Genomic DNA, 19,979 nt, shown 5'->3' with positions numbered 1-19,979 from the left:
CTGAGCACGCCCGGATTGTCGGTTCCACGCGTCCAGGCGTAGGCTCGGCGTGGCTTTTCACGTATACTTGCCGACCCTGCATCTCGCACCGCAGGTCGACCGGTGGGGCATGGTAAAGTGCACGTCTGCCGACAGCTGCTCGGCCGCCCTGGTATCGAGTGCATCACTCTCCCTACGCCGATCCGTAATCGCCATGCGATCGAGAGCCGCACGAGCCCAAGGAATCCGCAACAAAATCATGAAGTTAGACGACGACATGCCGTTAGATCAACAAGTTACCAAGTCCGGAAAAAGCCAGCACACTCCGATGATGCAGCAGTACCTGAGCATCAAGGCCGACTACCCCACGATGCTCGTCTTCTACCGGATGGGCGACTTCTACGAGCTGTTCTTCGAGGACGCCGAGAAGGCCGCGCGCATCCTGGGCATCACCCTGACGGCGCGCGGCAGCTCGGGCGGGAATCCGATCAAGATGGCGGGCGTGCCCTTCCACTCGCTCGACCCGTACCTCGCCAAGCTCGTCAAGCTGGGCGAGTCGTGCGCGATCTGCGAACAGATCGGCGACCCGGCGCTGAGCAAAGGCCCGGTCGAGCGCAAGGTCGTACGCGTCGTCACGCCGGGTACGCTGACGGATGCCGACCTGCTGCCCGAAAAGGCCGAGCGCCCGCTGCTCGCCGTGTGCACGGTCGCGAACCGCAAGGTGGTCACGACGGGTCTCGCGTGGATGTCGCTCGCCAGCGGGGGACTCCGGCTGATGGAATTCGCGGGCGACGCCCGGGCGGCCGCCGTACGCCTCGTACAGGAACTGGAACGCATCGCGCCGGCCGAGGTACTGCGCGCCGACGGCGGCGCCGACCTGTTCGAAGAATCGCCGGTCGGCCACACCGCGCGCGTGCCGGATTGGCATTTCGACGTCGTGCACGGCCACAAGGCGCTGCTCGACCAATTGGGTGTCGCCACCTTGTCCGGCTTCGGCGCGGACGGTCTCGGCGCCGCGTTCGGCGCGGCCGGCGCGCTGCTGCGCTATGCCCAGGCTACGCAGGGCCGCGGCCTGCAGCACGTGAAGAGTCTCGCGGTCGAATCGGAGAGCGAATTCATCGGCCTCGATGCGTCCACGCGCCGCAACCTCGAGCTGACGGAGACGATCCGCGGCCACGAGTCGCCCACGCTGTTTTCTCTGCTGGACGGCTGCCGCACGGCGATGGGTTCGCGCCTGTTGCGCCACTGGCTGCACCACGCGAAGCGCGACCAGCGCGTGGCCCGCGCGCGCCACGAGGCGATCGAGGCGCTGGCCCAGCGCGAGGCCATGCACGACCTGTCGGCGACTCTGGCACACGTGCCCGACATCGAGCGCATCACGACCCGCATCGCGCTCTTGACGGCGCGTCCGCGCGATCTCGCGAGCCTGCGCGACGGCTTGACCCAACTGCCCGCGCTGCGCGAGCAGGTGGCGCGCTGCTTCATCCCCGGCGACTCGTGCCTGCTGCGCGACATCCACGACGCCATCGCCGTGCCCGAGGCGTGCGCGGACCTATTGCAACGCGCCATCGCGACGGAGCCGGCCGCGATGGTGCGCGACGGCGGCGTGTTCGCGCGCGGCTTCGACGCCGAGCTGGACGAGCTGCGCGCGCTGTCGGAAAACGCGGGCCAGTTCCTCGTCGATCTGGAAGCGCGCGAGCGTGCGCGCACCGGCATCGCCAACCTGCGGGTCGAGTACAACCGCGTGCACGGCTTCTACATCGAAGTCACGAACGGCCAGGCCGACAAAGTGCCGGATGATTACCGCCGCCGCCAGACCCTGAAGAACTGCGAACGCTACATCACGCCCGAACTGAAGGCGTTCGAAGATAAAGCCTTGTCCGCGCAGGACCGCGCGCTGGCGCGCGAAAAACTGCTGTACGAGCTGCTGCTGGCCGACCTCGCGCCGCACATCGTGTGCCTGCAGCGCATCGCGTCCGGCATCGCGCAGCTCGATACGATCACCGCCCTCGCCGCCCACGCCGTGCGCAACAACTGGTGCATGCCGCAGCTGGTCGAGGAGCCCTGCCTCACCATCGTCGAGGGCCGCCACCCGGTCGTCGAGAACCAGATCGAGCGCTTCATCGCCAACGACTGCAGGCTGTCCAACGACCGCCGCCTGCTCCTGATCACGGGCCCGAACATGGGCGGTAAATCGACGTTCATGCGCCAGGTCGCGCTGATCACGCTGCTGGCCTATGTCGGCAGCTACGTGCCGGCGACGAGCGCGACGATCGGTCCCATCGACCGCATCTTCACGCGCATCGGCGCGTCGGACGACCTGGCCAACGGCCGCTCGACGTTCATGGTGGAGATGACGGAATCGGCCACGATCCTGAACGGCGCGACCGAGCACTCGCTCGTGCTGATGGACGAAGTGGGCCGCGGCACGTCGACGTTCGACGGTCTCGCGCTCGCGTGGGCGATCGCGCGCCACCTGATCGAGACGAGCCGCAGCTTTACCCTGTTCGCCACGCACTACTTCGAATTGACGCAGCTGCCGGAACAGCATCCGAGCGCGGTCAACGTGCACCTGTCGGCCGTCGAGCACAAGGACAGCATCGTGTTCCTGCATGCCGTGCAGGACGGCCCGGCGTCGCAGAGCTACGGGCTGCAGGTCGCACAGCTGGCGGGCGTGCCGCCCGGCGTGATCCGCGCCGCGCGCAAGCACCTGGCGCGGCTGGAAGCGCAGGCGCTCGATGCGACGCCGCAGCTCGACCTGTTCGCGCCGGCGCCGTGCGACGAAGGCGACGCCGAAGCCGCGCCCGCACCGGCACCGGCGCACGTGGCGGCCGAGTCGCCCGCGCTGACGCTGCTGGACGCCATCGATCCCGATGCCCTGACCCCGCGCGAAGCGCTCGAACGCTTGTACGAGCTCAAGCGGCTGGCCTCGGCCTGACGATGCCGCGACGCCGCTCGCTTCTCCTGTTCGTCCTCGCCTGCGCGCTGGCGGGCGGCGCGCGCGCGGACGCCCGCGACGATGACGCGCACCGTTTCGCCATCATCGGCCACGGTTTTACCGATGGCGGCGAAAAACGCCTCAAGCAGGCGCTCGCCGACAACGACGACAAGGACGTCGCCTTCCTGGTCGTCACCGGCATCAAGGGTGCGAACGAGCCGTGCACGGACAAGCTGTACCAGAAGCGGCGCGAGCTGATCGACGATGCGCGCCGGCCCGTCATCGTGCTGCCGGCCGGCAGCGACTGGACGGAATGCCGCAACAGTGCCGGCCGGACGAATGCGATTGAGCGCATGAACCGCATCCGCGAACTGTTCTACGGCGAGCCGTCCACGCTGGGCGCGCGCAAGCTGCCGCTGACGCGCCTGTCGATGAGCCCGCGCTTTCGCAGCTATGCGGAAAATGCGCACTGGTCGGTCGGCAAGGTGCTGTATGCGACCGTCAACATGCCGGCCAATAACAACCACTACCTGAACGAAGCGGGCCGCAACAGCGAGTACGAGGACCGGCTCGTCGCGAACCGCTTCTGGCTGCACCGGCTGTTCGCCATCGCCAGGCGCGACAAGCTGGAAGCGATCGTGCTGTTTTCCGAAGGCGACGTGAAGGCGTTGTCGCAGCCGACGGGCCTGCGCGCCCTGCTGCGCGGCGCCGTGCCGGACAACGACGGCTTCGCGGAGCCGCGCCGGCTGATCCTGTCGCTGGCGCAAAAATTCCGGGGCAAGGTGCTGCTCGTCGACGGTACGCGCATGCGTGCAAGACCCGTCATCGAATGGCGCGGCAATGTCGGCCATCTGGCGGCCGGCGCGGATGCATTGGAGGTGGTGGTGAATCCGGAGACGAAGACCCTGTTCAGGGTCGATCCCCGCAAGGTCGAGACGGCGAACGGCGCAAGGAAGGACTGACGACCCGGCCGCAGCCGGGTCGACGCGCACCGCGTGCGTGGGTAATTATTGCAGCGGCTGGCTACGGAAGTGGTCGCCTTCTTCGCTGTCGTCGATCTCGCCGTGACCGTGGTCATGGCCGTGGGCGCCGTGCACGTGGCCGTGCGCGATCTCTTCCGGCGTGGCGGCACGCACGTCGATCACGGACAGGTCGAAGCGCAGGGCCATGCCGGCCAGCGGGTGATTGCCGTCCAGCACGACTTTGTCGTCGGCGACTTCGGTGACGGTGAAGATGACCGGCTCTTCGTCGCTGCCCTCGGCCATGCCTTCGAACTGCATGCCGACTTCGATCGGTTCCGGCAGGCGGTTGCGGTCCTCGACCTTCACCAGGTTCGGATCGTAGTCGCCGAACGCGTCTTCCGGCTCGATCTGGATGGTCGACGTGTAACCCACGTCCTTGCCGTCCAGCTCTTCCTCGATCTTCGGCAGCGTGTTCTCGTAGCCACCGTGCAGGTAGACCATCGGCTGGGCGCCGTCTTCGATCAGGTTGTTCTGAGCGTCGGACAGTTTATAGTTGACCGACACAACCGTGTTCTGGGCAATCTTCATTGCACTTCCTTTCGTGGGTAAGGTTGCGATTATAACCCTACCACCGCTTTGCCCCGGCCGGCGCTGGTTATAATGGGATATGCAAAAATTACAGCTCCTCGGCAATATCACGCCCGCCCAGTTCCTCCGCGATTACTGGCACAAGAAACCCCTGCTCATCCGTCAGGCCATCCCCGATTTCAAACCGCTGCTCAAGATCGACAAGCTGGCCGAGCTGGCCAAACTGAACCACGTCGAATCGCGCCTCGTGACGCTCACCGACGGCAAGTGGGACATGCAGCACGGCCCGCTGGCCGAACTGCCGTCCAAGGCTCAGCGCGAATGGACCATGCTCGTGCAGGGCGTCAACCTGCACGAGCCGAAGGCCGATGCCCTGCTGCGCCAGTTCCGTTTCGTGCCGGACGCACGCCTGGACGACCTGATGGTCAGCTATGCGACGGACGGCGGCGGCGTCGGTCCGCATTTCGATTCCTATGACGTATTCCTGCTGCAGGCGCAGGGCAAGCGCCGCTGGCGCATCGGCGCGCAGCAGGACCTGACGCTGGTCGAGGGCCTGCCGCTGAAGATCCTCGCCAACTTCGAGCCGGAAGAAGAATTCGTGCTGGAGCCGGGCGACATGCTGTACCTGCCTCCGCACTACGCGCACGACGGCGTCGCCGAGGGCGAATGCATGACGTATTCGATCGGCTTCCGCTCGCCGTCGTTCCAGGAACTGGGCGAAGCCTTCCTGCAGTTCATGGCCGACTCCATCGACCTGCCGGGCCGCTATGCCGACCCGGGCCTGCAGCCCGCGAAGAACCCGGCCGAGATCCCGCGCGACATGCTGGCCACCGTCACCGAAGAACTGAACAAGGTGCGCTGGGACGAGGAAGACGTCACGATCTTCATGGGCGAATACCTGTCCGAGCCGAAGCACAACGTGTTCTTCACCCCGGTCGCGAAGCCGCTGACGGTGGGCCGCTTCATGGAACAGGCGGCGAAAAAGGGCCTGAAACTGTCGCCCAAGACGTTGATGCTCTACCGCGGCAAGCACGTGTTCATCAACGGCGAATCGTTCGCCGTCGGGCGCGCGGACAAGGTCGTGCTGGACGTGCTCGCCAACGAGCGGGCCCTGGCGGGCAGTCTGCTCGACCAGGCGTCGGACGACGTGCTGGAAGCGCTGTACACCTGGTACCAGGACGGCTGGATCGAGCTCGGCTGACATGAACGCGCCCTTCGACACCCGCGCCGCGTTCCAGCAGCAGCTGGACGAGGTATGGGCACGGGCACGGGTGACGCTCGTCATGTTCGATCCGGACTTTACGTTGTTCCGGCTGGCCGCGCCGGACGTGGACGCGGTCCTGCGCCGCTTCCTGCACGGCGGCGGCCGGCTGCGCCTGGCGCTGCACGATCCCGCGCACCTGGAGCGGGAGGCGCCCAGGTTCCTGCGCCTGCTGCGCGATCATGCGCACGGCATCGAGTGCCGGCGCACGCCGCGGGCGCTGCGCGCGCTCACGGATTCGTTCTGCATCGCGGACGACCTGCACATCGTGCGGCGCTTTCACAGCGATCACCTGCGCGGTGAGGCGGTCTTTGACGCACCGCAACAAACCGAGCTGTCGCGCCTGCGTTTTGACGCCATTTGGGCAGAATCACAAGCTGGTATGCAGGCCAGTGTTTCCGGTCTGTAAATACTTGTTTTGGCTTGGTTTTCTCTATGAGAACTAGCGCACGGACAGGATGTATCCTGTTGCCTGAAGATGAACCTTGCCCGATCTGGCAACTGTTACGTCTTGACACGACTTTTCTATTGCGATTCAGTAAATTTGGCTATAATATCGGGTTAGGAAGGTTCCGTTGTCTGTAGGCACTTTTTCCAAAGTATACAAACAAGAGAATTCCTGACGAGCGATAATTACCGGTAATTATTCATCGCACCACCCTTTTGAATTAATTAAGGAAAAACCATGAAAAAATCTCTGCTGATCGTTTCCCTGCTGGCTGTTGCTCTGGCTGCTTGCTCGAAGAAAGAAGAAACCACCGTGACCCCGGCGGCTCCGGCTGCTGAGACCACCGCTCCGGCTGCTGCTCCGGCCGCTCCGGCTGCTGACGCTGCCGCTACCCCGGCTGCTCCGGCCGCTGCTGACGCTGCTGCTTCGGCCGCTTCGGCTGCTGCTTCGGCTGCTTCGGCTGCTGCTGACGCCGCTTCGGCTGCTGCTGCTCCGGCTGCTTCGAAGTAATTCGAATCGCGCTAAAGAAACCGGCCTGCGGGCCGGTTTTTTTACGTCCATTGCTTTTACATAGAATTGGACCGATAAAAAAACCGGCCACGCGGGCCGGTTTTTCATGCAGGCAAACCCAGATTATTTCAGCTCGTCCGCCAGCAGCTTGAGGATCTTGGCGCCGGTCGGCGACGTTTCCGGCTTGCCGTCGTTCGTCTGCACGGTCACGTCGGTCGAGGTCGCGCCCTGTGCCGTCGACACGATCACGCGGTATTTCTGCGCTTCCTTGTTCTTGTCTTCGCTACCGAACAGCTTGCTGAAGAAACCTTCCTTCTTGACCGCGTCCGGATCGACGTAGCGCACGAAATAAATGCCCTGCACACGGTCGCGGTCTTCCACCGTGAAGCCGACGCGGTCCAGCGCCAGGCCCACGCGGCGCCATGCGCGGTCGAAGCCTTCGTCGACGACGACCTTGCTGCCTTCCAGCTTGGCGTGCTGCGGTTCCAGCGGCGCGTTCGTCACGAACGCGGTCGCTTCCTTGACCTTGGTGCCGGTCAGCTGGGCCATCAGGCGGCCCAGGAATTCCGCTTCCAGTTCCGGATCGTTCGGACGCGCGGTCCAGGTGGCCTGCTCCTTCTGCGGACCGGTCAGCACTTCTTCCGCGCCGCGGTGGCTGATGTAGATCTCGGTCGAACCGTCCGGACGGCGCTCCAGGCGGGTGCGGAACTTGTCGCGCTCGCCGGTCGAATACGCAGAATCGAAGACCTTGCCGATGGTGCGGCGGATGAAGTCCTGCGGGATCTTGGCGCGGTTCTCGGCCCAGTTCGTTTCCATGATGCCGGTCTGCGGCGACTCGGTCTCGACGGTGAAGCCCGAGTTATGCCAGAACTCCAGCAGTTGCGGCCACAGTTGTTCCGGCGTCTCCTTGATCACGAGCCAGCGCTGGTTGCCGTTGCGCTCGATGCGGATGGTGTCGGTGGGCACCTGGCCGATCTGTTCGCCGGACGCGGCCGCGATGGCCGGTGCGGCGCCGCGCTGCTGCTGGAAGCCGGACGCGGTGGCGATGCCTTTGCCATCCGGCACGGCGTAGCGGTTGTCCTTCTGCAGCTGGGTCAGGTCGGGCGGAATGTCCAGCGGTGCCGCTTTCTTGGAAGCCTTGTAGTCCACCTTGTCCGATTCGAACACGGTCGTGCACGCGGCCAGGCTCAACGCGATGGCGGTCAGGGCCACGGTGCGGGCTGCGGTGGAAGTCATCATCTTGCGATTCGTCATATCGTTAAAGCTGGTAATCAAAGGACGCCGGAAGCGCGCAGCGCGGTGCGGACGGTGTCGTGGTATTGCGCGGACAGCGGGGCCAGCGGCAGGCGCAGGCCGGCCGGCATCTTGCCCATCTCGGCCAGCGCCCATTTCACCGGCACCGGGTTCGGCTCGACGAACAGCTTGCTGTGCAGTTCGAGGACGCTGTTGTTGATTTCGATGGCGCGGGCGGCCTCGCCGTTCAGCGCGGCCTTGCACATCTCGGCCATCGCGCGCGGCGCCACGTTCGCGGTCACGGAGATGTTGCCGGCGCCGCCGCACAGCATCAGCGCCAGTGCGCTCGCGTCGTCGCCCGAGAACACGCCGAACGACTTGCCCTTGCCGGCAAACGAACGGTCGATGTCGCGCAGCAGCTCGATGCCGCGGGCCAGGTTGCCGGTCGCGTCCTTGATGCCGATGATGTTGTCGATGGCGGCCAGGCGCAGCACGGTCTCGTTGCTCATGTCGGCCACGGTCCGGCCCGGCACGTTGTACAGGATCACCGGCAGGTCGGTCGATTCGGCGATCGCCTTGAAGTGGCGATACATGCCTTCCTGCGACGGACGGTTGTAGTACGGGACGACTTGCAGCGACGCGTCCGCGCCGACTTCCTTGGCGTGACGGGTCAGCGCGATCGCTTCGACCGTCGAATTGCCGCCCGTGCCGGCGATGACCGGAATGCGGCCGGCGATGTGGTCGACGGTCAGCTTGATCAGTTCGCAGTGTTCGTCCGGGCTCACGGTGGCCGACTCGCCGGTCGTGCCGACGATGCAGATTGCGTCCGTACCTTCCGCCACATGCCAGTCGAGGAGTCGGCGCAGGCTGTCCCTGTCCAGGCTTCCATCCTCGAACATCGGTGTGACGATTGCTACTATGCTGCCCTTAATCATAATCAGTGGACCGTGCCGTTAATAAATAAATGTCGATTGTAGCGGATAGCCTGGCGTTATGGTTCATTCCACACCATATAAATGGCATGGTTACAGGTTGGTTACATATCGAGCCTGACTGCTCCCGGATCGACCTCCCGCCCCGCCGCGCACAGCCTTTGCACGCGCGCCGGACGGGGCGTCTCGATGATCCCGTCCTCGTAGGCGAGGACCTTCAAACCATGGCGTGCGGCGACGTCCAGCAGTTCGCCGGGCGCCAGCAGGAACGCCGGGTTGGATGGTTTGCCGAAGCGTTCGTTCCCGAGCGCGAAGGTTTCGTAGACGAGGATCCCGTTCGGCGCCAGCGCGCCCGCGAGATGCGCGAACAGCGGCCGGTGCAGGTAGTTCGTGACGACGATGCCGGCAAAACGTCCCGGCGCGAACGGCCATGCGCCGCCCTCCGCTTCGAGGTCGTGCTGCAGGGTCGTGATGCCGGGACCGGCCGCCTGCGCGAGCGATGCGGCGTCGCGGTCGACCGCGAGCACGGGATGGCCGAGCGCCGCCAGCAGGCGCGCATGACGGCCGCCGCCGCACGCGAGATCGAGCGTCTCGCCCGGCGGGATCGCCGGCGCAAAGCGCGCGACCCAGGCGGATGGACGGTCCGTCACGAGTAGGACAGTCCCATGACTTCGCGCACGTCGCGCATCGTTTCCTGCGCCAGCTTGCGCGCCTTCTCGCAACCGTCGGCGACGATGGCGCGCACGAGCGACGGGTCGTCGACGTACTGCTGCGCGCGCTCGTGCATCGGCTCCTGCTCGGCCAGCACGGCTTCCACGACGGGCTGCTTGCACTCGAGGCAGCCGATGCCGGCGCTCGTGCAGCCCTTCATCACCCAATCCTTCGTGTTCGCGTCGGAATAGACTTCGTGCAGCTGCCACACCGGGCATTTGAGCGGATCGCCCGCGTCGCTGCGGCGCACGCGCGCGGGATCGGTCGGCATCGTGCGGATTTTCTTCGTGACGGATTCGGGATCTTCGCGCAGCGAGATCGAATTGCCGTAGCTCTTGGACATCTTGCGGCCATCGAGGCCCGGCAGGCGCGATGCTGCCGTCAGCTTCACTTGCGGCTCGACGAGGATGATCTTGCGGCTGCCTTCCAGGTAGCCGAACAGGCGCTCGCGGTCGATGTTCGACAGGCTGCCCGCCTCGTCCAGCATGGCCTGCGCCTGTTCCAGCGCGGCAGCAATGCCGTCCTGCTGGTACGCGGTGCGCAGTTCCGCATACAGCTTGGCGCGCTTGCTGCCCAGCTTTTTCACGGCGTCCAGCGCTTTCTGTTCGAAGCCCGGTTCCTTGCCGTACAGGTGATTGAAGCGCCGCGCGATCTCTCGCATCATCTCGATGTGCGGCACCTGGTCCTCGCCCACGGGCACCTGCGTGGCGCGGTAGATCAGCACGTCGGCCGCCTGCAGCAGCGGGTAGCCGAGGAAGCCGTACGTCGCGAGGTCGCGGTTGGCCAGGTTCTCGATCTGGTCCTTGTACGTCGGCACGCGCTCGAGCCAGCCGAGCGGCGTGGCCATCGACAGCAGCAGATGCAGTTCCGCGTGCTCCGGCACCCTCGACTGGATGAAGATCGTGGCCTGGGCCGGGTCGATGCCGGCCGCCAGCCAGTCGATGACCATGTCCCACGTGCTTTTCTCGATGATCGCCGGGTCGTCGTAATGCGTGGTCAGCGCGTGCCAGTCGGCGACGAAGAACAGGCAAGGCAGTTCGGACTGCATGCGGATCCAGTTCTTCAGGGCCCCATGGTAGTGGCCAAGGTGCATCAGCCCGGTCGGGCGCATGCCGGAAACGACACGGTCGGGAAACATAGCGGTATCAGGTCAGGAGAAAATTCAGGGGATAGACGATCAGGTGCAGCAGCAGGTTCGCGATCACGCCGACCCAGAACAGCCAGTAGCCGATCACCTTCAGGAAGATCAGCGCGAGCAGGATGATGAAGCCGTACGGCTCCAGGCGCGCGAACTGGAATGCGGCCTTGTGCGGCAGGATGGAAAACAGCACGCGGCCGCCATCCATCGACGGGATCGGCAGCAGGTTGAACGCCATCAGCCACAGATTCGTCTGCACACCCGCCTCGGCCACGAGGTGCGGGAACGACTCCTGCACCCCGAAGTAGTCGAGGAAGATGCTCAGCAGGAGCCAGATCAGCGCCATCAGGAAGTTTGCGCCCGGACCGGACAGCGCGACCCACGCCATGTCGCGCTTCGGGTTGCGCATCTGGCCGTAGTTGATCGGCAGCGGTTTCGCGTAGCCGAACACGAAGTGCACCGTCAGGTACATCACCACCGGAATGACGATGGTGCCGATCGGATCGATGTGGGCAAGCGGATTGAAAGTGGTACGCCCGGCGGCGTGTGCGGTGTTGTCTCCGAAGCGTTTCGCGACGAACGCCTGGGCGGCGTCGTGCATCGTCAGCGCAAAGAGGACAGGCAGTGCATACACTGCCAGATTGCGTATGAGTTCATCCATAACCTGCGATTCTATCAGAGCGCGCGGCGCGGCGGCCCCGGCCTACAGGCCGAACGCGGCCGGATCGCCCCGGCCTTCGCGTACGAGTTCGGCGTCGGGCCCCGTGAGGTCGATGATCGTGGTGGGTTCGAGCGTGCCGGCGCCGCCGTCGATCACGAGCTCGATCTGCCTGTCGAGACGCTCGCGCACCTCGTCCGGATCGGACAGCATGTTGTCGTCGCCCGGCAGTTGCAAGGTCGTGCCGATCAAGGGTTCGCCCAGTTCTGCCAACAGCGCCAGCAGGATCGCGTTTTCCGGCACGCGGATGCCGATCGTCTTGCGCGACGGGTGCGACAGCCTGCGCGGCACTTCCTTCGTCGCTTCCAGGATCACCGTGTACGGCCCCGGCGTGACGGCTTTCAGTTGCCGGTACTGGCGGTTGTCGACGCGCGCATACGTGGCGATCTCGGACAGGTCGCGCACGAGCAGCGTCAGGTGGTGCTTCTCGTCGACGCCGCGGATGCGCCGCAGCTTTTCCACGGCCGCCTTGTCGTCGAGGCGGCATACGAGGGCGTACGCGGAATCGGTCGGCGCGGCGACGATGCCGCCGCCCTGGATGATCTGCGCGGCCTGGCGGATCAGGCGCGCCTGCGGATTCTGGGGATGGACTTCGAAATATTGGGTCATCGCGCGAACCCCGACTGGCGCAGCGCCTGGAGGGCCGCGATGCGTTCTTCCATCGGCGGGTGCGACGCGAACAACGCGCCCCAGCCGCTGCCGTGGCCGGAAATGCCCGACGCCGCCATCGATTGCGGCAGCGCGCCCGGGTGCATGCCGGACAGGCGCGCGAGCGCATGCTGCATCGGCAGCGGGCTGCCCAGCAGCTGGGCCGAACCGGCGTCCGCGCGGAATTCGCGCTGGCGCGAGAACCACGCGACGATGATCGACGCGACGATGCCGAACAGGATCTCGCACACGAACACGGTGATCGCATAGCCGAAGCCCGGCCCGCGCGCGTCGTTCCCGCGGCGGAACACGACGTTGTCGACGAAGAAGCCGACGACGCGCGCGAGGAACACGACGAACGTGTTCACCACGCCCTGGATCAGGGTGAGCGTGACCATGTCGCCGTTGGCCACGTGCGCGATCTCGTGGCCCAGCACGGCCTCGACTTCCTCGCGGTTCATGTTGGCGAGCAGGCCCGTCGACACGGCCACCAGCGCGGAATTTTTGAAAGCGCCCGTCGCGAACGCATTCGGCTCGCCCTCGTACACGGCCACTTCCGGCATCGCGATGCCCGCGCGCTGCGCGAGGTTGCCCACGGTGCCGAGCAGCCATGCTTCGGTGGCGTTGCCCGGCTGTTCGATGACGCGCGCGCCGGTGGACATCTTCGCCATCGGCTTGCTCATCAACAGGGAAATGATGGAACCCGTGAAGCCCACGACGAGCGAAAACACGAGCAGCGCCCCGACGTTGATGCCCTGCCCGCCGACCGGACGCCCGACGCCGAGGACGTTCAGCACGATCGACAGCACGAGCACGACGGCGAGGTTGGTGGCGAGGAACAGCAGTATGCGCTTCATCTGGGGAGCCTCAGGATGGGTTCAATATCAGTCCGACAAGATAAGGGCTGGATGTTGAAATTTCAAGCCCGGCACGTCGTTCCCGCGGAAGCGGGAACCCATACTGAGTTACCGAAATCGATCAATTTGCGGACCACTAGCGATCGCGACGTCGGACGTTCAGCATGGATCCCCGCCTTCGCGGGGACGACGGTGTGCTTAGAACCAGTCATGCCAAACCGGCGTCACCCCACTCGGCAGCGGCGGCAACTGGTCGAACTCGACGCGCGACTCCCCCGGCGCGTGGAAATCCGTCCCGCGCGATGCGAGGAAACCGTAGCGGCGCGCCACCTCGGCATACGTCGCGTACTGGTCCGGCGTATGGCTGCCCGTGACGACCTCGATGGCATTGCCGCCCAGCTGCTTGAATTCGTCGAACAGCGCGCCCTCGGCCGTCGCGTCGAAGCGGTAGCGGCCCGGATGCGCGATCACGGGGACGCCGCCCGCCGCGCGGATCCAGCCCATCGCATCGGCCAGCGTCGCCCAGCGGTGCGGCACGTAGCCCGGCTTGCCTTCCGTGAGATAGCGGCGGAACACCTCCGACGTGTTGGAACACTTGCCGAGCTCGCACAGGTAGCGCGCGAAGTGCGTGCGCGACAGCAGATCCGGATTGCCGACGTATTTCAGCGCGCCTTCGTAGGCGTTCGGGATGCCAGCCTGGTCGAGCTGCGCGGCGATCTCGCGCCCGCGCGCGTCGCGCCCGTTGCGCGTGGCGGCCAGGCCCTGCACGAGGGTCGCATTGTCTTCGTCGACCTGCAGGCCGACGAGGTGGACGGTCTCGCCGGCCCACGTCACGGAAATCTCCACGCCCGGCACGAAGCGCATGCCCAGTTCCTCGGCCTTCGCGCGTGCGACCTTGATACCCCCGATTTCGTCATGGTCCGTCAGCGCCCATGCATCGACACCACCCTTGCGGGCATACGCGGCCACGGCGGCGGGTGCGAGCACGCCGTCGGAGACGTTGGAGTGGCAGTGGAGATCGACTTTCATGGGCAGCATCCGGACAGGGTATCGTTTCGAAATACCATTGTACGCAATGTCAGCCCGCGAGGAACGCCTCGATCATGCGCGCCAGCACTTCGGGTTGATCGTGGTGCAGCATGTGCCCCGCATCCGGCATCATGCGCGGCGTGACCTTGGCCAGCTGCGCGAGCCGGCGGTCGACTTCGTGGCGCGCCTCTTCCTTCGGGCCCATCCAGCGCCACATGTCCGTGTGCTCGGCCTCGACCCACAGCACGGGCGCCGTGATGCGGCGCCAGCACGCGAGCACCTCTTCCACCTGGTACAGCAGCGGCCCCGGCATCTTGTGCGCCGGGTCGCCCAGGATTTCCCACTCGCCCTGCGCATTCTGCGCGGCCCAGTGCCGGGCGAGGAAGGCGGCGCGGTCGGCCGGCAGGCGCGGGTTCGTCTTGCGCAGGCGCGTCGCGACCTCATCCAGGCTGGCGTAGCCGCGCATGGCGGGCGGGACCTTCACTTCGTCGAGCCACTTGGCGTAGCGGCCCGGCGCCTGGTCGGGGCGCGTGGCGGGCAGCCCGAAGCCTTCCAGGTTGATCAGCTTCGCGATGCGTTCCGGCCGCACGCCCGCATACACGCTCACGATGTTGCCGCCCATGCTGTGGCCCAGCAGGTTCACGGGTTCGCCGGGCGAATAATGGTCGAGGATCGCTTCCAGGTCGGCGAAGTAGTCGGGGAACCAGTACGTGTCGTTGCCGGAGCGCCCGGTCAGGCCGAAGCCGCGCCAGTCGTGGGCGATCACGTGCCAGTCGCCCTGCAACGCGTCGACGACGAACTGGAACGAGGCCGACATGTCCATCCAGCCATGCGCCATGAACAGCTTGGGCGCGCCCTCGCGGCCCCAGTGACGGACGTGGGTGCGCAGGCCGCGGATAGTGAGGAATTCGGAGCGGGACGGTGTCATGGCGGTTCCTGTTTGCGAGTTAAATTAGTACGACCGTTCGCATTATAAGCACGAAGCTTGTAATCCTGCAGGCCAGCCCCATCTGGGCCCCTTACGAGCGTGAAGGCGTAAAATACGGGCATCTCAACCTTCCGCGAGCACTCCATGGCGATTTACCAGCTGGGCGAAGATGCGCCCGAGATCGATCCGTCGGCCTATATCGCCGATTCGGCCACCTTGATCGGCAAAGTGACGGTCGCGGCGGATGCCTCGGTGTGGTCCGGCGTGACGATCCGCGGCGACAACGAGCGCATCACGATCGGCACCGGCAGCAATGTCCAGGAAGGCACGGTGATGCACACGGACATGGGCTTTCCGCTCGTGCTCGGCAAGAACGTCACCGTCGGCCACCAGGCGATGCTGCATGGCTGCACCGTCGGCGACGGCGCGCTGATCGGCATCCAGGCCGTGGTGCTGAACGGCGCGAAGATCGGCAAGGGCTGCCTCGTGGGAGCCGGCGCCGTGGTCACCGAAGGCAAGGAGTTCCCGGACGGTTCGCTGATCCTGGGCGCCCCGGCCAAGGTGGTGCGCACGCTCACGGAAGACGACCTGCTCCGCCTGCAGGGCAATGCCGCCAGCTATGTCGAGCGCGGCAAACGCTTCAAGGCGGAGCTCAAGAAAATCGGATAAAGAATGACGACTGATACCAGCAAGGACACCCTCCAGAAATTCATCTTCGACAACGCAGCCGTCCGCGGCGAGCTCGTCGAGATCTCCAACGCGTGGCGCGAGATCCAGTCGCGCCACGTCTACCCGAAGGCGGTGCGCGCCTTGCTGGGCGAAATGGTCGCCGCGGCGGCGCTGCTGTCCGCCAACCTCAAGTTCAACGGCTCGATCGTCATGCAGATCCATGGCGACGGCCTGGTGAAACTGCTCGTCGTCGAGTGCGACGCGAACCTGCGCATGCGCGCCACCGCCAAGCTGCGCGAAGGCGCGGACGTGCCGGACGACGCGTCCGTCGCGCAATTGCTGAACCAGCATGGCCATGGCCGCTTCGTGATCACGCTCGACCCGCAGGACAAGGTCCCGGGCCAGCAGCCGTACCAGGGCGTCGTGCCGCTCGTCGGCGAGGACATCGCGACCGTCATCGAGAACTACATGCTGCGCTCGGAACAGATGGACACCAAGCTGTGGCTGGCGGCCGACGAGAACGTCGCGCGCGGCCTGCTGCTGCAAAAGCTGCCGCGCAATTCCAACGTCGAAGGCCAGGTCAAGCAGGCCAGCGAGGAAGAAGACCTCGAGACGTGGACCCGCGCCGTCATGCTGGGCCAGACCTTGAAGCAGGAAGAGCTGCTCACGACCGACGTGGAAACGCTGCTCCGGCGCCTGTTCTGGGAAGAGACGATCCGCGTGTTCGACCCGCTGCATCCGGTCTTCCACTGCACCTGCTCGCGCGAAAAAGTGGGCAACATGCTCAGGATGCTGGGCAAGGAAGAAGTCGAGTCCGCCCTGCACGACCTGGGCGAACTGGGCATCAACTGCGACTTCTGCGGCAAGCACTACGGCTTCGATGCCGTCGACTGCGCGCAATTGTTCGCCAGTGACACGACGGCCGACGCCGTGGCACCTGCTTCCAGCATCAAGCACTGATCGAACAAGGGGGCGTCATTGACGTCCCCTATCATTTTGATTGGTAATATAAACTGCGGCTATTGGTGGTTCCTGCTAAGCTGTCATCAATGACAAACGACAGGAGAACACCATGAGCAACATCAATATCGGCATCAGCACCGAAGACCGCGCCAACATCGCCAACGCCCTGTCGCGCGTGCTGGCGGACAGCTATATGCTGTACCTGAAGACCCACAACTTCCACTGGAACGTGACGGGTCCGATGTTCCAGACGCTGCACATCATGTTCATGGAACAATACACGGAACTGTGGAACGCGCTGGACAACATCGCCGAACGCATCCGCGCCCTCGGTCATTTCGCGCCGGGCACCTATGCCCGCTTCGTGGAACTGTCGTCGATCAAGGAAGAAGCCGGCGTGCCGAACGCGCAGGAAATGATCCGCCAGCTGGTCGACGGCCAGGAAGCGCTGATCCGCACCGTGCGCGAGGCGTTCAAGATCGCCGACGAGGCCAATGACCAGCCGAGCGCCGGCATGCTGAGTGACCGCATGGAGATCCACGAAAAGAATGCGTGGATGCTGCGTTCCTTCCTCGAGAACGGCCAGTCGGCCTGATCCCGCCTTTTCTGCCGCAGACGGCCCCTGATCAGGGGCCGATGCGGCATCCTCTTTATTGCCGGTCGGAAGTTAACCGGCAACCCTGTCGGAATTCCCTGATTCCGGATGACCGGCCGGTTCAAATTGCGCTGCATCAATTGGTTTAAATCAACGACGCGTTTCAATGGCCTCCAGTGTACGAACTCGTGCACTTGAGACCGGGAATGTGTCGCTTTTTCGCGTCCCGTTTTGCAAACTTTTGGAGAACCGGATGAAATCAGTACGTAGCAATGATGCAGCCACCAACGCCAACACAGCCACAGCCCAGGGCGCACCCCGTAAAGTGGTCGCCCGCTACCCCATCGCCACGATCGGTTCGCGCACCCGCCGCGGTGGCGAAGTCGTGCTCGCATCGCAGGGCGAGCCCGCGGACGATTTCCGCATCGCCTGCGTCGGCGACCGGGTTCGCTACCCGGACGGCAGCGAGAGCGTGATCGTGTCCGGCGCCGGACATGCGTCGACGTATGCGAACCGGCCGATCGCCCTCGTGGGCAGCCATATCGCGAACGGCGACCGCATCGTCGCGCGTGCGCAGAGCCTCGGCGAGATCGTCGTCGTGGAAGGAGAACCGATTCCCGGCCTGCTGGAGCCGGGTTATGCGCCGCCGGGCGCCGTCGGGGCCGGCGCCTGACAGGGGCGCGGCCGCCGGCGTGCGCGGCTGCAATCAGTGGCGGCAGCGAACGCCGGCGGGCGCGAGAAGCTTGATCAATTGGGTGCGCCGTCGGCCGGACGGTGCAAATCGATGACCTTCATGATGGCCAGCAGGCTATCGAGGCCCATCTCGCCGCGGTTCATCGCCGCGGCGAGCAGGTCGCGCGGCAGGCCGGCCGCGGCGGCCAGGTGCGTGAGGCCCGCGGAGCGCGCGACCAACTTCAGCGCCTCCGTCATGGTGTCGGGATCGCCGGCATCGAACGCGGCGGCGAGGTAGCCCGCGACGGCCTCGAGCGTGTCGAGCGCCGGCGGGGACGATTCCGTGGGGGTCATGGCGCGCCCTTCTTGACCTTCGGCGGCGGTGGCGGCGGCGGTTCCGTCATCATGACGGCCGGCTTCTCGTCCTTGCGCAATACCTGCACGAAGATCTCGTTCGACTTGATCATGCCCAGGTCGTAGCGCGCGCGTTCCTCGACGGCGCCGAGGCCGTCCTTCAGGTCGCGCACTTCCGATTCCAGCTTGGCGTTGCGGGCTTTCAGCTGCTCGGTCTTGGCGCGGCTCGCGGCCACCTGGGATTCCAGGTCGGCCACGGTAAGCCAGCCGCCCTTCCCCAGCCACAGGGGATACTGGATCAGCAGCAGCAGGGCTGCCAGGGCAAGGGTGATGAGGCGCATGGATGAATACGGCTGGCGGGGTGTCGACACGAGCCCGGCGAACGAACCCGTGTCCATACTACTCGATTACTTCAGGTTGTAGAAAGCGTCGCGGCCCGGGTAGCTGGCGATGTCGCCCAGGTCTTCCTCGATGCGCAGCAGCTGGTTGTACTTCGCCATGCGGTCCGAACGCGACAGCGAGCCCGTCTTGATCTGCAGGGCGTTCATGCCGACGGCGATGTCGGCGATGGTCGAGTCCTCGGTCTCGCCCGAACGGTGCGAGATCACGGCCGTGTAGCCGGCGCGCTTGGCCATCTCGATGGCGGCGAAGGTTTCGGTCAGGGTGCCGATCTGGTTGATCTTGATCAGGATCGAGTTGGCGATGCCCTTCTGGATGCCTTCTTTCAGGATCTTGGTGTTGGTGACGAACAGGTCGTCGCCCACCAGTTGCACCTTCTTGCCCAGGGCGGCGGTCAGCGTTGCCCAGCCTTCCCAGTCGCCTTCGGCCATCGCGTCCTCGATCGAGACGATCGGGTACTTGTCGCACCAGGTGGCCAGCATGTTGGTGAAGTCCTGGGCCGTCAGCTGCAGGCCGCCTTCGCCTTCCAGCACGTACTTGCCGTCCTTGTAGAACTCGCTGGCGGCGCAGTCCAGGCCGATGGCGATGTCCTGGCCGGCCACGTAGCCTGCCTGCTCGATCGCTTGCATGATCAGCTTGATGGCTTCTTCATGGTTCGCGACGGACGGGGCGAAACCGCCTTCGTCGCCGACGGCCGTGTTCAGGCCCTTGCTGTGCAGGATTTTCTTCAGGGTGTGGAACACCTCGGCGCCGTAGCGCACGGCTTCCTTGAACGACGGGGCGCCGACCGGGATGATCATGAATTCCTGGATGTCCAGGTTGTTGTCGGCGTGCGCGCCGCCGTTGATGACGTTCATCATCGGCACCGGCATCTGCATCGCGCCCGAACCGCCGAAGTAGCGGTACAGCGGCAGGCCGGATTCTTCGGCGGCGGCCTTGGCGACGGCCATGGAGACGGCCAGCATCGCGTTCGCGCCCAGGCGGCTCTTGTTCTCGGTGCCGTCCAGGTCGATCAGGGTGCGGTCCAGGAATGCCTGTTCGTTGGCGTCCAGGCCCATGATGGCTTCGCTGATCTCGGTGTTGATGTTCTCGCAGGCCTGCAGCACGCCCTTGCCGAAGTAACGCTTCGGATCGCCGTCGCGCAGCTCGATGGCTTCGCGCGAACCGGTCGAGGCGCCCGACGGGACGGCGGCGCGACCCATCACGCCGGATTCCAGCAGCACATCGCACTCGACGGTCGGATTGCCGCGCGAGTCGATGATTTCGCGGCCGATGATATCAACGATAGCACTCATGGTTCTTTAATCTCCAGAAAGTAAGAATCGATACAGTCGCGCCAAGCCGCACGGCGCGCTTTATTGAGCCCGTCATTCCCGCCTGGGCGGGAATCCATGCCGAGCCACTTCGATACGCTCGGCATGGGTCCCCGCGTTCGCGGGGACGACGT

Annotated in this window: 22 protein-coding genes; 9 read left to right on the top strand and 13 right to left on the bottom strand. The window is 65.2% G+C overall.

Features of this window, described 5'->3' with window-relative positions; genetic code table 11:
- Positions 1-307 precede the first annotated feature (307 nt).
- Together mutS and ASD28_RS28415 are read left to right on the top strand one after the other, a co-directional pair.
- Positions 308-2,917 (top strand): DNA mismatch repair protein MutS, encoded by a 2,610-nt coding sequence (mutS, locus tag ASD28_RS28420; protein ID WP_156403736.1) that lies wholly within the window; start codon positions 308-310, stop codon positions 2,915-2,917.
- A gap of 2 nt (positions 2,918-2,919) precedes the next feature.
- A complete protein-coding gene (locus ASD28_RS28415; protein WP_056136638.1) occupies positions 2,920-3,879 on the top strand; it encodes a hypothetical protein in 960 nt (319 codons plus the stop codon).
- Positions 3,880-3,924: 45 nt separating this feature from the next.
- Here ASD28_RS28415 and ASD28_RS28410 read toward each other — a convergent pair whose 3' ends face one another.
- Positions 3,925-4,467, bottom strand: coding sequence for a peptidylprolyl isomerase (locus ASD28_RS28410; protein WP_056136636.1), 543 nt, complete (start codon positions 4,465-4,467; stop codon positions 3,925-3,927).
- A 79-nt stretch (positions 4,468-4,546) separates the two neighbouring features.
- Here ASD28_RS28410 and ASD28_RS28405 point away from each other — a divergent pair, with 79 nt between their 5' ends.
- From ASD28_RS28405 to ASD28_RS31530, 3 genes are all read left to right on the top strand, one after another.
- Positions 4,547-5,668, top strand: coding sequence for a cupin domain-containing protein (locus ASD28_RS28405; protein ID WP_056136634.1), 1,122 nt, complete (start codon positions 4,547-4,549; stop codon positions 5,666-5,668).
- 1 nt (position 5,669) lies between these two features.
- A complete protein-coding gene (locus ASD28_RS28400; RefSeq protein ID WP_056136633.1) occupies positions 5,670-6,137 on the top strand; it encodes a hypothetical protein in 468 nt (155 codons plus the stop codon).
- Positions 6,138-6,413: 276 nt separating this feature from the next.
- Entirely contained in the window at positions 6,414-6,686 is a 273-nt protein-coding gene (locus tag ASD28_RS31530) for a hypothetical protein (RefSeq protein WP_082439717.1), read from the top strand.
- A gap of 123 nt (positions 6,687-6,809) precedes the next feature.
- Here ASD28_RS31530 and bamC read toward each other — a convergent pair whose 3' ends face one another.
- From bamC to ASD28_RS28355, 9 genes are all read right to left on the bottom strand, one after another.
- On the bottom strand, positions 6,810-7,925 hold the full coding sequence (bamC, locus tag ASD28_RS28395) for an outer membrane protein assembly factor BamC (RefSeq protein ID WP_200948782.1): 1,116 nt from the start codon (positions 7,923-7,925) through the stop codon (positions 6,810-6,812).
- Positions 7,926-7,957: 32 nt separating this feature from the next.
- Positions 7,958-8,854, bottom strand: a complete 897-nt coding sequence (gene dapA, locus ASD28_RS28390) for a 4-hydroxy-tetrahydrodipicolinate synthase (RefSeq protein WP_056136629.1) — start codon at positions 8,852-8,854, stop codon at positions 7,958-7,960.
- Between the two features lie 101 nt (positions 8,855-8,955).
- A complete protein-coding gene (locus tag ASD28_RS28385) occupies positions 8,956-9,501 on the bottom strand; it encodes a bifunctional 2-polyprenyl-6-hydroxyphenol methylase/3-demethylubiquinol 3-O-methyltransferase UbiG (RefSeq protein WP_056136627.1) in 546 nt (181 codons plus the stop codon).
- Positions 9,498-10,700, bottom strand: a complete 1,203-nt coding sequence (locus ASD28_RS28380; RefSeq protein WP_056136625.1) for a tryptophan--tRNA ligase — start codon at positions 10,698-10,700, stop codon at positions 9,498-9,500. The genes ASD28_RS28385 and ASD28_RS28380 overlap by 4 nt, the downstream gene beginning before the upstream one ends.
- 7 nt (positions 10,701-10,707) lie before the next feature.
- Positions 10,708-11,334 carry a site-2 protease family protein gene (locus tag ASD28_RS28375; RefSeq protein WP_307169537.1) on the bottom strand — a complete coding sequence of 209 codons (627 nt, stop codon included), beginning with the start codon at positions 11,332-11,334 and terminating at the stop codon, positions 10,708-10,710.
- Between the two features lie 69 nt (positions 11,335-11,403).
- Positions 11,404-12,027 (bottom strand): L-threonylcarbamoyladenylate synthase, encoded by a 624-nt coding sequence (locus tag ASD28_RS28370; RefSeq protein ID WP_056136621.1) that lies wholly within the window; start codon positions 12,025-12,027, stop codon positions 11,404-11,406.
- On the bottom strand, positions 12,024-12,923 hold the full coding sequence (htpX, locus tag ASD28_RS28365; protein ID WP_056136618.1) for a protease HtpX: 900 nt from the start codon (positions 12,921-12,923) through the stop codon (positions 12,024-12,026). Before htpX ends, ASD28_RS28370 begins: the two co-directional genes overlap by 4 nt.
- Before the next feature lie 198 nt (positions 12,924-13,121).
- Positions 13,122-13,961, bottom strand: a complete 840-nt coding sequence (locus ASD28_RS28360; protein WP_056136615.1) for a 3',5'-nucleoside bisphosphate phosphatase — start codon at positions 13,959-13,961, stop codon at positions 13,122-13,124.
- A 40-nt stretch (positions 13,962-14,001) separates the two neighbouring features.
- A complete protein-coding gene (locus ASD28_RS28355; RefSeq protein WP_056136613.1) occupies positions 14,002-14,880 on the bottom strand; it encodes an alpha/beta fold hydrolase in 879 nt (292 codons plus the stop codon).
- 144 nt (positions 14,881-15,024) lie between these two features.
- Here ASD28_RS28355 and ASD28_RS28350 point away from each other — a divergent pair, with 144 nt between their 5' ends.
- From ASD28_RS28350 to ASD28_RS28335, 4 genes are all read left to right on the top strand, one after another.
- Complete coding sequence (locus ASD28_RS28350; protein ID WP_056136612.1) at positions 15,025-15,549, top strand: gamma carbonic anhydrase family protein; 525 nt, start codon at positions 15,025-15,027, stop codon at positions 15,547-15,549.
- A gap of 3 nt (positions 15,550-15,552) precedes the next feature.
- The gene (gene hslO / locus ASD28_RS28345; protein WP_056136609.1) at positions 15,553-16,509 is read left to right on the top strand and encodes an Hsp33 family molecular chaperone HslO; all 957 of its coding nucleotides are present in this window, start codon (positions 15,553-15,555) and stop codon (positions 16,507-16,509) included.
- A 112-nt stretch (positions 16,510-16,621) separates the two neighbouring features.
- Complete coding sequence (locus tag ASD28_RS28340; RefSeq protein ID WP_056136607.1) at positions 16,622-17,107, top strand: Dps family protein; 486 nt, start codon at positions 16,622-16,624, stop codon at positions 17,105-17,107.
- A 253-nt stretch (positions 17,108-17,360) separates the two neighbouring features.
- A complete protein-coding gene (locus ASD28_RS28335; protein ID WP_056136605.1) occupies positions 17,361-17,780 on the top strand; it encodes a PAAR domain-containing protein in 420 nt (139 codons plus the stop codon).
- A 74-nt stretch (positions 17,781-17,854) separates the two neighbouring features.
- Here the strand turns inward: ASD28_RS28335 and ASD28_RS28330 are convergent, their stop codons facing one another.
- The 3 genes from ASD28_RS28330 to eno form a co-directional block, all read right to left on the bottom strand.
- Positions 17,855-18,133 carry a DNA-binding protein gene (locus tag ASD28_RS28330; protein ID WP_056136603.1) on the bottom strand — a complete coding sequence of 93 codons (279 nt, stop codon included), beginning with the start codon at positions 18,131-18,133 and terminating at the stop codon, positions 17,855-17,857.
- The gene (gene ftsB, locus ASD28_RS28325; RefSeq protein WP_056136910.1) at positions 18,130-18,474 is read right to left on the bottom strand and encodes a cell division protein FtsB; all 345 of its coding nucleotides are present in this window, start codon (positions 18,472-18,474) and stop codon (positions 18,130-18,132) included. Before ftsB ends, ASD28_RS28330 begins: the two co-directional genes overlap by 4 nt.
- A gap of 66 nt (positions 18,475-18,540) precedes the next feature.
- Entirely contained in the window at positions 18,541-19,827 is a 1,287-nt protein-coding gene (gene eno, locus ASD28_RS28320; protein WP_056136601.1) for a phosphopyruvate hydratase, read from the bottom strand.
- Positions 19,828-19,979: the final 152 nt, after the last annotated feature.

The sequence above is a fragment of the Massilia sp. Root133 genome (assembly GCF_001426525.1).
Lineage (GTDB): Bacteria > Pseudomonadota > Gammaproteobacteria > Burkholderiales > Burkholderiaceae_D > Telluria > Telluria orientalis.
The sequence above is the reverse complement of the archived record's forward strand: the minus strand, read 5'-3'. Positions and strand labels throughout refer to the sequence as shown.

Coding starts and splice junctions, on each gene's coding strand:
- ASD28_RS28405 (WP_056136634.1), top strand. CDS start 4,547: ATGCAAAAATTACAGCTCCTCGGCAATATCACGCCCGCCCAGTTCCTC.
- htpX (WP_056136618.1), bottom strand. CDS start 12,923: ATGAAGCGCATACTGCTGTTCCTCGCCACCAACCTCGCCGTCGTGCTC.
- dapA (WP_056136629.1), bottom strand. CDS start 8,854: ATGATTAAGGGCAGCATAGTAGCAATCGTCACACCGATGTTCGAGGAT.
- ASD28_RS28330 (WP_056136603.1), bottom strand. CDS start 18,133: ATGACCCCCACGGAATCGTCCCCGCCGGCGCTCGACACGCTCGAGGCC.
- mutS (WP_156403736.1), top strand. CDS start 308: ATGATGCAGCAGTACCTGAGCATCAAGGCCGACTACCCCACGATGCTC.
- ASD28_RS28355 (WP_056136613.1), bottom strand. CDS start 14,880: ATGACACCGTCCCGCTCCGAATTCCTCACTATCCGCGGCCTGCGCACC.
- ASD28_RS28380 (WP_056136625.1), bottom strand. CDS start 10,700: ATGTTTCCCGACCGTGTCGTTTCCGGCATGCGCCCGACCGGGCTGATG.
- eno (WP_056136601.1), bottom strand. CDS start 19,827: ATGAGTGCTATCGTTGATATCATCGGCCGCGAAATCATCGACTCGCGC.
- hslO (WP_056136609.1), top strand. CDS start 15,553: ATGACGACTGATACCAGCAAGGACACCCTCCAGAAATTCATCTTCGAC.
- ASD28_RS28410 (WP_056136636.1), bottom strand. CDS start 4,467: ATGAAGATTGCCCAGAACACGGTTGTGTCGGTCAACTATAAACTGTCC.
- ASD28_RS28415 (WP_056136638.1), top strand. CDS start 2,920: ATGCCGCGACGCCGCTCGCTTCTCCTGTTCGTCCTCGCCTGCGCGCTG.
- ASD28_RS28350 (WP_056136612.1), top strand. CDS start 15,025: ATGGCGATTTACCAGCTGGGCGAAGATGCGCCCGAGATCGATCCGTCG.
- ASD28_RS28400 (WP_056136633.1), top strand. CDS start 5,670: ATGAACGCGCCCTTCGACACCCGCGCCGCGTTCCAGCAGCAGCTGGAC.
- bamC (WP_200948782.1), bottom strand. CDS start 7,925: ATGATGACTTCCACCGCAGCCCGCACCGTGGCCCTGACCGCCATCGCG.
- ASD28_RS28335 (WP_056136605.1), top strand. CDS start 17,361: ATGAAATCAGTACGTAGCAATGATGCAGCCACCAACGCCAACACAGCC.
- ASD28_RS28370 (WP_056136621.1), bottom strand. CDS start 12,027: ATGACCCAATATTTCGAAGTCCATCCCCAGAATCCGCAGGCGCGCCTG.
- ASD28_RS28360 (WP_056136615.1), bottom strand. CDS start 13,961: ATGCTGCCCATGAAAGTCGATCTCCACTGCCACTCCAACGTCTCCGAC.
- ASD28_RS28340 (WP_056136607.1), top strand. CDS start 16,622: ATGAGCAACATCAATATCGGCATCAGCACCGAAGACCGCGCCAACATC.
- ASD28_RS31530 (WP_082439717.1), top strand. CDS start 6,414: ATGAAAAAATCTCTGCTGATCGTTTCCCTGCTGGCTGTTGCTCTGGCT.
- ftsB (WP_056136910.1), bottom strand. CDS start 18,474: ATGCGCCTCATCACCCTTGCCCTGGCAGCCCTGCTGCTGCTGATCCAG.